This window comes from Burkholderia sp. Bp8986, from assembly GCF_003854225.1.
In the GTDB taxonomy this organism is placed as follows: domain Bacteria; phylum Pseudomonadota; class Gammaproteobacteria; order Burkholderiales; family Burkholderiaceae; genus Burkholderia.
On the sequence record NZ_QTQM01000051.1, the window covers coordinates 1 to 14,047 of the forward strand.

13 protein-coding genes and 1 pseudogene are annotated in these 14,047 nt (G+C 59.6%); 5 read left to right on the forward strand and 9 right to left on the reverse strand.

Features of this window, described 5'->3' with window-relative positions; all coding sequences use genetic code 11:
- Positions 1-346 (forward strand): annotated as a pseudogene (locus DID99_RS31385) (IS21 family transposase); the annotation flags it as partial.
- Positions 339-1,136, forward strand: a complete 798-nt coding sequence (gene istB / locus DID99_RS31390; RefSeq protein WP_124668253.1) for an IS21-like element helper ATPase IstB — start codon at positions 339-341, stop codon at positions 1,134-1,136. The pseudogene DID99_RS31385 and the gene istB, both read left to right, overlap by 8 nt.
- Positions 1,137-1,285: 149 nt before the next feature.
- Here the strand turns inward: istB and DID99_RS31395 are convergent, their stop codons facing one another.
- From DID99_RS31395 to DID99_RS31415, 5 genes are all read right to left on the reverse strand, one after another.
- Positions 1,286-2,251: a site-specific integrase gene (locus DID99_RS31395; protein ID WP_221623065.1), complete on the reverse strand. Its 966-nt coding sequence runs from the start codon at positions 2,249-2,251 to the stop codon at positions 1,286-1,288.
- Entirely contained in the window at positions 2,238-2,453 is a 216-nt protein-coding gene (locus DID99_RS31400; protein ID WP_124668254.1) for a hypothetical protein, read from the reverse strand. The genes DID99_RS31395 and DID99_RS31400 overlap by 14 nt, the downstream gene beginning before the upstream one ends.
- A 141-nt stretch (positions 2,454-2,594) precedes the next feature.
- Positions 2,595-3,704: a hypothetical protein gene (locus DID99_RS31405; protein ID WP_124668255.1), complete on the reverse strand. Its 1,110-nt coding sequence runs from the start codon at positions 3,702-3,704 to the stop codon at positions 2,595-2,597.
- Positions 3,705-3,843: 139 nt separating this feature from the next.
- Positions 3,844-4,377 carry a hypothetical protein gene (locus DID99_RS31410; protein WP_124668256.1) on the reverse strand — a complete coding sequence of 178 codons (534 nt, stop codon included), beginning with the start codon at positions 4,375-4,377 and terminating at the stop codon, positions 3,844-3,846.
- A gap of 297 nt (positions 4,378-4,674) precedes the next feature.
- Positions 4,675-5,577 (reverse strand): restriction endonuclease, encoded by a 903-nt coding sequence (locus tag DID99_RS31415; RefSeq protein ID WP_124668257.1) that lies wholly within the window; start codon positions 5,575-5,577, stop codon positions 4,675-4,677.
- 476 nt (positions 5,578-6,053) lie between these two features.
- Between DID99_RS31415 and DID99_RS31420 the strand changes: the two genes are divergently transcribed.
- Complete coding sequence (locus tag DID99_RS31420; protein WP_124668258.1) at positions 6,054-7,175, forward strand: HPP family protein; 1,122 nt, start codon at positions 6,054-6,056, stop codon at positions 7,173-7,175.
- Positions 7,176-7,634: 459 nt separating this feature from the next.
- On the opposite strand, the gene DID99_RS31425 is transcribed toward DID99_RS31420, so the two are convergent.
- Positions 7,635-8,174 (reverse strand): hypothetical protein, encoded by a 540-nt coding sequence (locus tag DID99_RS31425; protein ID WP_124668259.1) that lies wholly within the window; start codon positions 8,172-8,174, stop codon positions 7,635-7,637.
- Between the two features lie 208 nt (positions 8,175-8,382).
- Between DID99_RS31425 and DID99_RS31430 the strand changes: the two genes are divergently transcribed.
- Positions 8,383-8,625: a helix-turn-helix domain-containing protein gene (locus DID99_RS31430; protein WP_124668260.1), complete on the forward strand. Its 243-nt coding sequence runs from the start codon at positions 8,383-8,385 to the stop codon at positions 8,623-8,625.
- 460 nt (positions 8,626-9,085) lie between these two features.
- Here the strand turns inward: DID99_RS31430 and DID99_RS31435 are convergent, their stop codons facing one another.
- The 3 genes from DID99_RS31435 to DID99_RS31440 form a co-directional block, all read right to left on the reverse strand.
- Positions 9,086-10,411: a hypothetical protein gene (locus DID99_RS31435; RefSeq protein ID WP_124668261.1), complete on the reverse strand. Its 1,326-nt coding sequence runs from the start codon at positions 10,409-10,411 to the stop codon at positions 9,086-9,088.
- A gap of 1,219 nt (positions 10,412-11,630) precedes the next feature.
- A complete protein-coding gene (locus tag DID99_RS37065) occupies positions 11,631-11,792 on the reverse strand; it encodes a DUF29 domain-containing protein (RefSeq protein WP_148094685.1) in 162 nt (53 codons plus the stop codon).
- A 91-nt stretch (positions 11,793-11,883) separates the two neighbouring features.
- Positions 11,884-12,966 carry an LAGLIDADG family homing endonuclease gene (locus DID99_RS31440; RefSeq protein WP_185733847.1) on the reverse strand — a complete coding sequence of 361 codons (1,083 nt, stop codon included), beginning with the start codon at positions 12,964-12,966 and terminating at the stop codon, positions 11,884-11,886.
- Between the two features lie 768 nt (positions 12,967-13,734).
- Here DID99_RS31440 and DID99_RS31445 point away from each other — a divergent pair.
- Positions 13,735-14,046 carry a hypothetical protein gene (locus DID99_RS31445; protein ID WP_124668263.1) on the forward strand — a complete coding sequence of 104 codons (312 nt, stop codon included), beginning with the start codon at positions 13,735-13,737 and terminating at the stop codon, positions 14,044-14,046.
- Position 14,047 lies beyond the last annotated feature (1 nt).

Below are 14,047 nucleotides of genomic sequence, written 5' to 3' on the forward strand. Positions count from 1 at the left end.
ACCCGGCGCGTTGCGCAATGGTGCTCCGTTCATCACGATGCCACAGCCGCTGCAGCAGTTGCAGCGACACCTACTGAAGCACCCGGGAGGCGATCGCATTATGACGCAGGTGCTCGCCGCGGTGCGCGAACACGGACTCGATGCCGTGCTGCTTGCTGTGCAGGCAGCGCTGGACTCGGGACGCCCCAGTGGGGAACACGTTCTGAACGTGCTGAGCCGGTTGAAGGCGCCCACCACGAGTACCAACCTCGCGACGACGAAACTCCAGCTTACTGAAGAGCCGGCTGCCGACGTGAGCCGCTACGAAACCCTGCGCGCCAACCCACCGGAGGACCGTCATGTCTAACGACATCGCCGCCCAGCTTAAGGGGCTCAAACTGCATGGCATGGCGAGCACCTGGCCAGAGCTGCTGGCGCAGTCGCGTCACACGGAGTTCGACCCGGAGCGCTTCATGAAGCAGCTGCTGATGGCTGAGACGGCGGAGCGACAGGTGCGCTCGATCGCCTATCAGATGACCGCCGCTCGCTTCCCGGCTCACCGCGACCTGAAGGGCTTCGACTTCGCGCAGGCGCACGTCGATGAAGCGCTGGTTCGAGAACTCAGTGACCTGTCGTTCCTCGCAAGCGCACACAACGTCGTGTTCATCGGTGGCCCCGGCACCGGCAAAACGCACCTCGCCTCAGCGATCGGAATTGAGGCCGTGCAGCGCCACGGCAAGCGCGTGCGCTACTTCTCGACCGTCGAGCTGACCAACGCACTGGAGCAGGAGAAGTCCATCGGCAAACAAGGCCAGATCGCCCATAAGCTGATGTACGTCGACCTGGTGATCCTCGACGAACTGGGCTACCTGCCGTTCAGCCAGACCGGTGGCGCATTGCTGTTCCACTTGCTCTCGAAGCTGTATGAACACACGAGTGTCGTGATCACCACCAACCTCAGCTTCGGCGAGTGGGCGACCGTGTTCGGAGACGCAAAGATGACGACGGCGCTGCTGGACCGCGTCACCCATCACTGCCACATCGTCGAAACGGGCAATGAATCCTGGCGCTTCAAGTCCAGTTCTGCCAAGGCGAAGACAACCAGAAAGAGAGCAGCAAAAGCAGCAGGCAGTGAGGAGTTATCCACACCGGAATAGATGTACTACGCTGTCTCGGGGTGGGTCAGATTTAGATGAAAACGGTGGGTCAAGATTCGGTGGAAATCAACAGTCTGTGTACCCCTTCGACACGATGGCAAAGTGCAATTGATTGCAATTGTCGGTCACGCTCTCGGCGGCGGTTCCGCTTACAGCACGCTCGCCGCGTTCTGGTCGAACAGGCTGGCATCGCGAATGTACCGTGTGAGCATCTCTAGCGAGCGGTGCCCGGTCTGTTGCTGGATCTTGTAAGACGGGATGCCGGCCCGCGCGGCACTGGTGACGAGGCCTGCTCGCAGGCTATGCGCGGACAACTTGGACGGATCGAATCCTGCGGCCCGGGCGCGCGCCTTGACGATGAGCGTCACCGACTGGGCGGTCAGGCGGTCGCCGCGTAGTACGCCACGCTTGTCGATTCCGCGAAACACCGCGCCCTCATGCAGGTGCGCGTGCTCGAGCCATTGGGCTACAGCCGTCACCGGACAGGCACCGGGTCGCCCGAATGGCACGCCGATTTTTCGACCCACTCCCGCTTGATCGGTCTTGCTTCGACGCAGCGTCAGCACCATGCCTTGGTCGACAAAGGCGAGGTCGCGCAGGTCCAGTGCGACCAGTTCCGACCGGCGCAGCGCGGCCGCAAAGCCGGTGAGGATCAGCGCGCGATCCCGCTGGCTCTTGAGGTCGGCGCCGACGGGGAGCAGCGTGAGGAGCTTGTCTGTCAGCAGCGGCGCGGCCTGGCGCTGGGGGCCGCCATGTTGGCGCCGGATGCCACGCAGCACGGTGCGGACCAAGTCGCTCCGGGCGGGATCGGCGAATCCTTGGCTCAGATGCGCCCGGCTGATGCCGACGAGCCTGCGGGCGATCGTATGCGGGGAGTAGGTTGGGGCCTGGTCCGCGAGGTACGCGGCGAGGACCGTTGGCGTGCAGGGGATGGTGCCGCCCCAGTGGAGGAAGTCCGTGAGATCGCCCCTGTACGCTCTTCGCGTATTGTCGGAGATGGCAGCGGCGACATAGGAGCCAACGGTGCCCGGCAGAGTATCGGCGGGCCATTCTTTGACCAGGGCAGCGGGCGCTGCAGGATATCGGCCGCACGGCAGGAGTTCAGCGAGTTCCACGTGAGGGTCCCTTTTCTGCGCGGCGGTACAGGAAATGGGTCACGAGATTCAGCAGGATTTCTCGCGGCACGCCTTGCGGGTACGACGCGCACGCCAAGGTATCCGCGCGCCAATGGATACATGACAGGCACTTCGGGATCACCGTCTCGTACTGGACGTCGTCCCAGCGGGTGGTCGATTCAACCTCGATGCGGTGCTCCATTCTGTTGCTCCTTTCATGGTTGGCCTGGCAGGGTGGGCCGGCGGCCTGGCGTTCCGGGACGTGACTGGCGTTGTACTGGCGCCCTGGTTAGGTAGCGATAAGTGGGTGTTATCGCTAGTAAAACGCGGGCGGCGATCCAGATCATGCCAAGGCCTCCGCCCGCAGCGCGTTCAGCGCCTCCCGCTCGTCGAGTAACAATGCGGTCAGCTCGGCGGCGGCGTCCGGCCGCAGGCCGACGCTGGCAAAGAACGCCTGCTCGAATTGCTGACGCAATAGATCTCGGCCGTTAAAAATCAGCTCGCGGTCGAGCCGGGCGCCTTCGCTGACGAATGCGGCGCAGCCGAGCGCGGCGACCGGATCGACGCCGGGGTGGGCGCGGAAATAGCGGCGCAATACGACCGACTCGGCGAGCAGGGCGGCAAAACAGCGCTTGCCCACCCGCGTATGGCGGTCCAGCGCGGCATACAGGATGCCGTGCCGTCCGGCGAAGCCAGTCGACGTGGTGCGGAGCACGGGAGGCTGCATGCATAGGAACTCGGCAATGACCGGCACGGGGATATTCAATGAGTCGGTCACGCCATTGCCGGAGAGAAACAACGCGTGCTCATCCGGGGAGAGCTGCATCCGATCGCAGACCGCCTCCATCAGGTCGCGACGGGGAGCGGCGACCGTGCGCCAGGCGCCGCCGCAGAAACGGTGGTAGCCGCAGATCTGCCGCAAGCAGGCGACGCGATGGGTCACATCGGCCGTGGGCGCCGCGATGGCCGCCAACAACTGGGCATCATTAAGCGCCAGTACCTGTTGCTCGAGTCTCGACAGCTCGGGCGAGAACTCGAGCGCCGCGATGGCGTCGCAGAGCGCACGACTCTTTGAGGCCTCGCAGAGCCGGCGGACGAGGTAGCCGGCGACGCGCATGCTGCCGAAGCGCCGATGGAGCGCGGCGCGTCGGAACAGCTGCAACACTTCGAGGCAGCGCTCATGGCTTCCCGCGCCCACATCCTCATAGGCGACCACGGGAAGGCGCCGCCAGAGATATGGTTCGTCGACCTGGAGCAGCTTCACCATCGTCGCCAGCGCCACGTCCGTCAGGCCCAGGCGAATCGCCTTCTGCAGGTTGGAGGCGAGCAACCAGCGGTCACTCGCCTCAAGCAGTGGAAGCGCGCCGACGGCGACCGATGTCGACGCAATGTGTTCGAGGATTGCAGTTAACGCAGGCGGAGCATTGATGCGCACTGCTTGCTTGGCTTGCATGGGCGGGTATGGAGATGTATTTGGATATTATTAAATCGTAGTCCTAATACATTTAATGTAAAGCTTTATTGTGATCGGTTAATTGTTTAGTGGAATTTGATCCGTGGTGCACTGGTGGATCACTGTCTCAGATGTCTGATTATTGCTTGCCCACGATCGGATTGAATCGGTCACGCAAGGCTGCCTCAAGTGCCGGGGCGATGAGGTCATAGTTTTCAACGCGCAACTCGAGTACGTGCAAGCGAAATGCACGCGTGGCCATGGTCGGCCGCGCCCGGAGCTTCAGCGCGAAGGTCGTTTTGTCGAGCCCAAGATTGAGATGCTCCAGGACTCGCGCGCCCACATTTCTTGATTTCCCAAGATAAAGTGGGAGCCACTCTGGCATGGAACGGTGGCGATTGATCCGCTTCTTCTTGAGGTTCGGCGTGAACTTCTTCTTGTAGTCCTCGTGCTCCCACTCTGCGCGAAAAGCTTGCATCCATGCAGAGACGCTGGTGTCGGGCGTGGCGAGGGTTGCGATGTCAATGCGGTAGATTCCGCTATAGGTCAGGCGGCTGATCGGCGCGTCGTCAGAAAGATCGCAGATCAGTGGCAGATCGATTTCGTCTGAGATCGCCGCGAAGTCCGCGAAGGCCTTGCTCAGTATTTTATCCAGCGCGTAGAGACGTTCCATGACTAGTTTCTAGGATTGATCGGACAGTGGTTCCAAGCATGACGGCACGTTCAAGCTAAAGCCCTGGTCGGAACCGCGATATTGCCAGCGGCCGTTTTCGGCATCACTTGGTTATCGCGCTCAAAGTATTCGGCATTTCCAGCGATTTGGATGAATTCACACTCGTGCGACGCAGCAGGAGACACCGTGTAGTCGCATCCGTGCAATTGATTTCAATAGTCGAGACTAGATGGGCCAGTGTCGACCATCATAAACAGCGGGTAGAATCTTGCGTCGACCTCACCGTTCACGTTTTTTCTACACCGATGGCGCGTAGAAGTAGATCGGCGTCAGCGGGAGCATCACCTTGTCTTCCTCGGCGAGCTGCGGGTAAAACTGCTGCCACAACGCGATGAGCCGACCCAAATCGATCAACTCGACATGCGCGTGTGAGCTGCGGGCCGTGGCTTTGGCCTCGGGCGTGAACCCACCCGAAGCTACGAAGATTCCGACATCGCCGTCCTTCTGGAGCAGCCCCATCAGCTCGCGGATTTCCTGAACTCTCGCTGCCGTGTCGATCTTGTGCTTGACCTGTACCTTGATTCGCGGGGAGACCGTGCCGAGCGGATCTCGATATGCAATGATGTCGACGCCGCCATCTTTGCCAGCGGGGGCGACGAACGGCGTAAAGTAGCCCATCCCGCGCAACAGGGCTGCGACCAGATCCTGGAGCTCGTAGGGGTTCTTCAGCGAGATCTGCTTCTTCAATCCCTCGGCCGCGAGCTGCTCCATTTCGTGAATGGTCGCTTCCTGCGCCTGTTCGCCGATCTCGGTCATCTCGTCGCCGTTCCTTGGCTCGGTGGTCGGTTGATTCTTCTCGCGCCACACGCGATAAGCCTCCACGGCTGCGTTCAGGAGACCCACCTCACCGAGCGTGAGCGCTTGCTCACCTTCGCTCGTCAAGTACCAGACGCCCTTCTTCTTGAGAAGAAAGCCCGCCTTGATGCAGTCGATGCTGAAGAAATGCAGGATCGATTGCCATCGAACGTAACCCGTTCTCTCGTAGGTTTGGGTGGCCCAGTCATCGAGCGATACGCGTTTTTCGATTTCCGCGATGACGTCCCGACCGGCGAGTTCACCGCCACGCTCCTGCAAGATTTGAAAGGCGGAAAAGAGGACCTTGGCAGCGAGTTCGCGGGAGCGAGAGAGCTTGGTTGCCATGTTCGTTCGTCTCCGAGGGCCGACAGCGCATTATTGCAATTCGCAGGGCCCGGTCAACACTGGTAGTCGGTCTCGGACGGCAGCAGGGCGACGAGTCTCGTTGATCGTCCGCGTCGACATGCTGCACCCGAGTGGGGCTTCGTTGCAAGTGTCGAATGGGCGATGTATCACGAATTCGAATCGACGCTGGACGACGGGCCCCAGCGGCCCGTGCAATTAATTGCAACCGTTTCTGAGACCGAGTGACGCGACATGGAGCACGGCGATAAAGATGATTTAATGCGATGTAAGCCCCCACGGGGTTGCGCGGTTCCTGCCCACCTACAGCCGAAATTCCGCCAAGATGTACTACACGCCGTCGCACATCCGCATGGATCGCGCCACAGGTTAAAAAGCGGTTCGACCATTGCAAGGTTGCGCTATATTGATCAACGTCACTTTGTTCTTCTCTTTTAAGCTCGTCGCGCGTGCCCATCATGGAAGCCGAAGCTAGAAATCGCCTCCTTCACGACATTGCCCAATCGCATCAAGACGGACGGCCAGCGGAGCCCATCTCCGTTCGCGAACTCATCGGGTGGTTCGACGCCCTTCGAAGAGGGGCAAACGTGAATCGGTCGGTTCGACGCGCGCTCGAGCAGGCCGGCCTAGAGACTGTGCCCGACTTCGAAGGCTCGCACATTGACGGCCGCGTTCAGTTGATGCTTGCCAATGCACCACAGCAGGAGCCACAAGCGGGTGTGGAACCCGGCCAACAAGCCGGTGACCAGCCCATGGCTCAAGAGGTGGAAGCCGTGGTCGAGTTTGTCGGCGGTGCTGGCGTGGAGCCTGCCTACCGAGTGAGCCGACTGCTCGATCCCAGATTGCCGCTGGTGACCATTGGCCCGGACGCGACATTGGAACAGGCAGCGACCTTGATGCTGCGGCACGACTATTCCCAGCTTCCTGTCATGACCAATGAGCGCGATGTCCGAGGTGTTGTTAGTTGGGAGAGTATCGGGCCCGCAATGACACTAGGCCATCCACCGCCCCGCTTCGTCCGGCAGTGTATGCGGCCGCATGTCGAAGTCAAAGCTACCGATTCGATTTTCCAAGTAATCAATCGAATTATCGAAAGCTCATACGTGTTAGTACGCGACGAGCGGCGCGTAGTCGTTGGAATTCTAACCACCACTGACCTTAGCCAACAGTTCCAAGACTTGGCTGAGCCGTTCTTGCTGATTGGCGAAATTGAGAACCATATCCGAGCACTGATCGACGGTCGCTTCACTCAGCTCGAACTAGAGGCCGTACGCAACGAGAATGATCCAGAACACAGCATTGAATCGGTGGCAGACCTGACATTGGGTGAGCATATCAGGTTGATCCAGAATCCTGACAACTGGGTACGTTTGGGGCTACGAGTTGACCGTGGCGTTTTCGTGAAGGAACTTGATGAGATACGTCAACTTCGAAATGATGTCATGCACTTTGACTCCGATCGGATTACCGACGTAGAACGGGACTCACTCCGAAACTTTGTTCAGTTCCTTCACCAGCTTAAGGTTCACCAGCCCGTTGCAGCCGTAGCCGTAGGTGCAGGTGTCGCTGTCGCAGCATAGCCTTGTAGGCTCGCGTTGAGCGTGACATGCAGAGCACGGAGCATCTTGACGCGCGATGCCTCGAGGCGAAAGCGTTCGTATCCGGCTCAATGCCGAACGCGATTGCAATCAATTGCAATTCGGGATGTTGCATGTCAGTTGGAAGACGCTCGGGCTTCTATACATGGGCAGTAAGAAATCCAAATCTTCAACGAGCGTAAAGACCGAACAGGGCGATGGGCGGGGAGGCCGAAGGTGCAGATTTCCACTATTTTTGCATCATGACCGAGATCGGTGATTTTCTATCGATGCGTCATGCGGATGTAGAACGGTCTACAGCTGCGCGTGTCGATCGCCGCCGAAGCCTTCGGGATCGCAGTTACCGTGTCTGGTCGAATCCATTGCCAACTACCAAAGCCAGCGAGTCGATCCTAGGTGAAGGAGCCGTACGGCCGAGTGCAGCGGCGCCAGCGTTGAGGCTCACAAGCCTTTTACCCTCTTGAGCCAATCCATTCCCCGCTGTCCTGACCAGTGGGTGAGGCACTCGTCAGGCAGCATGTGTCCCCACACTGTGTCAGCCATGTCGGGATCCCGTATGTAGGCTTTCGCACCACTGGTCAGGTGCGCATCGCCGAAATAGAAGCTCGCGACGCCACTTACGAAGAAGTCGTTAAATCCGGTATAGCCACCGAAGCCATTCCGTGCGTCGACCTGGCCACAGGCGTACGAGATGCCAATATATACATCGCGAAACTGCGCCGATTGCGGATCCTTTAGGGAGGCGGCAACCATTGCTTCGACCTCGGCGATTTGATGTTGCTTCTCTCTCTCGTCGTCGGCCGCAGATGCGCGCGTCTCTTCTGCTGCTTTTTCGGCGGCGGCCCGCTCCTGGCTAGCGTGCGTATAGTGCAAGTCGTGAACGTACCCGTATTGCACGCAGACGCCAACGATCAGCGCCACTACCGTGACGACGCACGCCCTTTTCGTGTCGGTCAGGATCGGTTCTTTTTGGCCGCTCATTCGTGGGTCCCCTTTCTGCCTGCCTATTTTCGGTGCCGCGCAAATGGGTGAGCGGCCAGCGTGCAATTGATTGCACAGACTGCTCTGGGTTGAACGCTGGCCGACACGTGCAGCAAACAGCTCCTCCAAGATAGCCAATTTTTGCCCAAAATATTGTGAGGACAATCCCTTGCCTCGCCCGTAACGTCGTCCCTCTAAAGGGGGGCGGATGGAGCCGGAAGTGGCATTGGGCGAGGTTTTGCGGGCACTGCGAAGGCGAAAGGGCCTGTCGCAGGAGGCGCTCGCCCATGCCGCCGAGATGGAACGGAACTATGTGTCTCTAATCGAACTAGGCAGGCATAGCGCGAGCATTCGGATTCTGTTCAAGCTCTGCGCCGTGCTTGAACTGCGCCCGTCTGAGCTCTTCTCGCTCGTTGAGCAACGAATGGCTGGCCATCAAAAGCCCGATTGACAATAGCAACGAGGCTGTCTGACGGCGGAGCGCCTCACCGGCCCAGTATTAGTGCTGTTCGCCATCATCGCCTCGACCCCGCCGCCAAGTGGCTGCGAGGAGACCGAGCCCAGCTGTCAGGCGAGAGTCCTGGCGCTGTTTTTTGAGCCGCGGAGCCGGCAGGGGCTGCCGGTAGTGCCTGCCTCACGATCATTTCACCGGCTGCGCGCGAGCCGTTTTGCACGGCAGGAGATCAGCCACGTGTCCGGGGCTGATCGACCCAGGCGCAGTAGCCGGCTAGGACTTTGTTGTACATGCGGTGCAAACAGTGATCCAGCCCAGTGCCGCGCAGCGATTGCAATCAATTGCACAGGTGTCGCCGTAGCTTTCGACGTTCAGCCCAAGATCGTCGAGCGATGGACCAGGCGCTCGATGTCGACCAGCAGCCGCGCGTGGGTCACCGGGGCCAACACGGTCGGCGTCATTTCTGCTTCTCCTTGGCCTTCGTCTGAATGGCCTCCAGTTGCGCCAGCGTCTCGATGTGCGCCGCCTGCTTTTCCTCTGGCGTCATCGGCTGTTCACTTGGCTTGTAGCCCTTGATTGCCGTCGATGCGACGGGCACCAGCTTGACCACCTTCGGTGTCGGGGGCTCGGGCGGTTGTGCAATCAATTGCAACGCCACGTCGTAGTGCGCGAGCACGAACCCGACCACCGGCTGCTCGGGCGCGACCGTCAGTCCCTTCTTCGCCTTGGCCGTCCACACGAACTTGCACCAGTCCGCCAGCACGGACTCCAGCACCTCCGGCGCTTTCGGTCCCAGCGCGTTGTGCAGGTGCTTAAGCTGCCCAATCTCCTTCGCCGTTAGCTCCTTGTACCCCTGCTGCAGTGCATTGACGCGCTTACGCCACAGCAGGCTCAACCCCTGTACGCCCTTCGCCTGCAGGGGTTCTCCCACGCTGGCCTTCTTAGCGGCTTGCGCCGCAATTACCTCGCTTTCCTTCAGGAATGAACTCCCTGGCGTGGTGTTCTCCTCGCGTGTCTGTTGCGGTGGTTCCGACTGCACGGAATTTCCATGCTGAGACTTATCAGATAACAGCAGAGCATTCGGGGATGGTTTTTCCCCTGTTTTTTCGATGGCCCAGGTTTTCTGGATTTGATTCCCTTCTGGCAACGGGGTGGCGCTCGCGGCAGTTGCGAGCAGCGAAGCGCTCGCAGAAGTTAGCTCTCTGTCCGTAGTCTCTTCTGTACTATCTGTATTGGGAAGCTCGGATTCGTCCTTTTGGAAATCCTGAATCTGTGCTTTCGAAATGCTCGAAATCGTGCTTTTGGCTGAACCAACAAGCGTCTCTTTGCTGGGGTAGCCATTGATGAAGCTAGCGCCTTGCGCGCACGTCAGCCGATAGAAAGTAGTCTTCTTTGCACCATATCCGCTCACCTCCACAACGGTAGCGCCCTTGGCGATCAACATTTTCACCGCACGCCCCAGCTGACCCTTGCTAATGCCAATTTCAGCGTGAAGTTCGGCAGCGGTTTTCGCGATCCAGTACGTGCCGTTCGCACGACGAATAGTCAATTTCGGTTTGCCCTTGTCATTGACCTGATACCAGTAAAGAAGCTGGCATACCAACATGACTGCCCAGATTTCATCGTCCAATACTTCGAGATATTCAGGAAACCATGCTCGCACGCGACCTTTTGAGGTCTCCACCGTGCGGGCGGATTTGCAAGGCTTGGGATTGTCGGCGCTCGCGCTGCTGAGCGCGCTTGCGCACGCGAGCATGGAGCCATTGACGGGCAGCGATTGCAAGTGGCTGCACTCTGGGGGCAGAGCATCGCAATTCATAGTCAACCTCGGCAAAACAATTCTCAAAAACCGGAGCTGACATATAATGAGTGAGTCAACACCGGGTAGCCTCACTACCTGTTCTTAGCCAGAACGTTTGTTGGGTGCAGACGTTCTGGCTTTTTCATCGCTACTCGCCGCGGTATCTGCTGTACCTGCCTGTTGCTCTCCTGAGCTGCGAGAAGGAGGGCGGCGCTTCGTACCGGGTGCAGCAAGCGCGACGCGCACCCTACAGCACCGGACATGATGGTCCGGTCGTCACACCCCCAAGAACGCCCTTACCGTTTCGGTTCTCCAGTACGGCCGCGGATCGTGCCCGTCGGGTTTAGGAACACGTCCGAGCTTCAATCTCGCGTAAAAGGCTGAATGGGAGAGATCGCCGAGCAGTGCCTGGAAATGTGCGACCCTGATCCACCCCGGCTCCTGCAACGAGATTTGCGGGGCCTTCGGCTTCGTGTGGCCCGACTTCCTCTTCTTACCTTGTTCGTTATGATCGTTAGCATTGCCAATTGCTGTCGCTGACATTTTTTTGATCCCCCTTAGGGCGTGAGGCGCACAGCGCGAGCTCGCCCGGTTGAGAAAACCCAGCGACCGAAATCTCATCAGGGAGAGCCCGAGCGCCGGAGTGCTTTCGTTGCCCATTGCGGGCGATCCGTCGAAACCTCTCGGCTTCCAGCACTCCGTTGCTCGGATCGGGATGGCACCGGACAATCGTATCGCGGCACGGGACGCCGTGCAAATCAGGGGCTTTGGCGAAGAGGTGACCGCCAACAGGCAGCGGCTATTGCTTGTCAGCAAGCACGTATTGCATATGAGCAAGCAACCCGTTGCGTGCTGGCCAGCAGTCATATACAGAGAATACTTATGAGATTACGACAGAGACTGTTGCGACGGAGGTCGCGGACAGCGAACCGCATCCTGCGTTGTTGTCGCGGGATCGAACGTCCTGCGGTATGAGGGGATCGTCCGAAAGACACGACGAGGTCCGCGTGACAGTGCAATTGATTGCAATTTCGAGCGAGCCACTACTGCACGATTCGTCCGACGGCCCAGCCGCCGCGATCAACTTCTTGGAGGCGTCGCTTTCCCTTAGGCCCATCACCGGACGACCGGTTCAGGATGTCAACTTCCCTGCTCGTTGGCGAGTTGCTGCAGCACCCGCGCGACGTTACCGCGTGCCTTCTCAAATACCGAATGAGACAGAGCCAGCGTCTGCACGGGCACCGCGCATCTGGCGCCGGCTTCGCCGATGCTCGGCGTCGAGTTCTCCGAGCCTGCCCGCGCGCAGCAGCGCGGAATACTCACAGACCCAGGCAGCGAAGTCTTTGTCATAGTCGGTGCCCATACGAGGACTCCTTGCTTACGGGTTTCATAAGTTAATGTACTCGCTCGCCGCATTGCCGTGCTCGCGGGTAGCGCTCACGAATCCGCTTCGCCTACTTCGGGGGCTTCGGGATCGTGTTATGCACCATCATGCCGTTCGCAATGAACGAATGGCTGCCAGGCACCGTGACGTCGTAGACCCAGTCATCCAGCGTCGGCTCGACCGACTTAACTTCCCAGCAGCGCTTACGCGAGCGGCCCCCGACGCCATACGTCTGCGGTTCGATGTCACCATGCAGCCTTAGCGCGTTAATGACCTCTTCGGCCGCCTTGCCCGACCACTGTATGAACTTCGTGCCACGTGATTCCACATGCGCGTAGCCGCAATGGAGCCCCAGTGAGATCACCATCTGTTGTACCGTGTCAGTCAGCTCGTGGCTGAGGCTCGTGAAATTGACGACGAGCCGGCGCCCTCGATGCCCCGACTTCGCGATATGGACGCTGCCGTCGCCGCGGAACAGGCCGCGCAAATAGTCGGCCATGAATGGCGAGCGCAGGATGCGGCTCGGCACGCGCTTGTTACCGGCGCGGCTTTCGCCGACGACTTCCATCAGCTTCAGCCACCACTTTGTGAACGCCTTCGAATACACGTTTACGCGGCGCCCATTCAGCTCGGCCTTCAGCCCCCATCCACGCAGAATCGACAGCACCCGCTGCTGGCACTCCGGGATCGTCGTCGCCCACAACACGTAATCGCGGTTGTACCCAGCCGTCGCCGAGCCTTCGGCGGTCCAGAACCCCATCAGCCAAGCGAGATCGGCCGTCAGTGCACCGGGGGCATAAAACTGCGTTCGCTTCGCGCCCTTGTCAAACCAGAGATGTGGCGTGGGGGCCGTGCGATGGATCGTCGGAAGTGCCGATGCGCGTATCACGGGCTGCCCGATTTTCAGATCCTCGGCCTTCACCCAGCCATTCTCGGTCAAGAACGGATGGTCGTGCGTGCAGCGCACGCTCATGCCACCACGCAGCGTTACCTTGCGCAGGTTCGTCGCGAAGCGCTTGAACGTTTCGCTCGTCGTCTCGACACCGTTCATCGTGACTAGGTCTACCGCGCACTTATGCACGCCCTCCTGTGTCACGAGGTCGGCGATACGCTGCTGGCCCGTCGGCGTCCACACCAGCGTATCGCCGGTCACGCACTGGAACGCCGGGTCCTTGCAGGAGATGTGACAGTTCCGTCCTGCCGGACTTCGGCCGCTGCAGATCAATGCATATGCACATATTGTTTGAAATCGATTCCGCGAGTTGTGCGGCCATGGCGCGGCACCAGATGTCGTGTGTTTTGCGTTCGGCTGCTGCTGCATCACGAGCAGGGATCCACCGAGTCGTTGTCGAGCAATTGGAACTGCGGCGGATGGCTGGCGCGCTACATGCGCGGTCCAAGCGTTATTGCGGTCGACACTCGACATCAGCCCAGACTCGATAACCGAACTGTTGGTCGCAACGTGCATGGGATGCCCTAACGACATTACCGCGGAGGCCATACCGTTGCCGAAGGGCCTTCGGACGATGGCGGTTGTCATGGTCTTCCTCTCTCAAACAGTGAGCGAGGTGAACATGCGGCCACCCCGCCGGTTAGTCAGCCGGCGGCGACATCTCTATCGGGGAATCTCGTGTGCCGGAGTGCGTCGCGCTACCAATTGCAGGCAGTCCATCGAGAGCATCGCTCTCCTCGCACTCCATTGCGTACGGACAAATACAGTCTAGGCGATGGAAAGGATAATGCGAGACGGCTATCGAACTGCACTCTCCAGCTTCGTATGGCCCGCCCGCCTCGCGAATTTTGGCGGGGAATTCATGACTGTGCTCGCGGCTTAATCTTGCAATAGTTCGTCCTGCGTGTCCGGCGCCCGGAATTTCCGGGCTGGGATCATCGTCAACATTCAAACGTCAGGAGCGAAAAAATGGGCAAGATTCTGAGTTACTTCGATGAGAGCAAGCTGGTTGTGCGCCACGGCCAGCAGTTCTACCATTTGCATCAGGCCCTTAAATCGAGCGAGGAAGCTGACTATATCAGCGCGCTCGCGAAGGAATATCTCGACGCGGGCCGGGTCAAGACGCTCGCCGAAGGCATGGTACTGGCCGGCGCAACCATCACCGCCTATCGCAGCAATGAGGCCGGCGAGCGGGTGCCGCAGCGTGCCCGTGCGCGCGTGGAAGCGGATGCCGCCGCGCGTAAGGCGGCAGAGGCTCAGATCAAGCTGAAAGGGGCTTAAG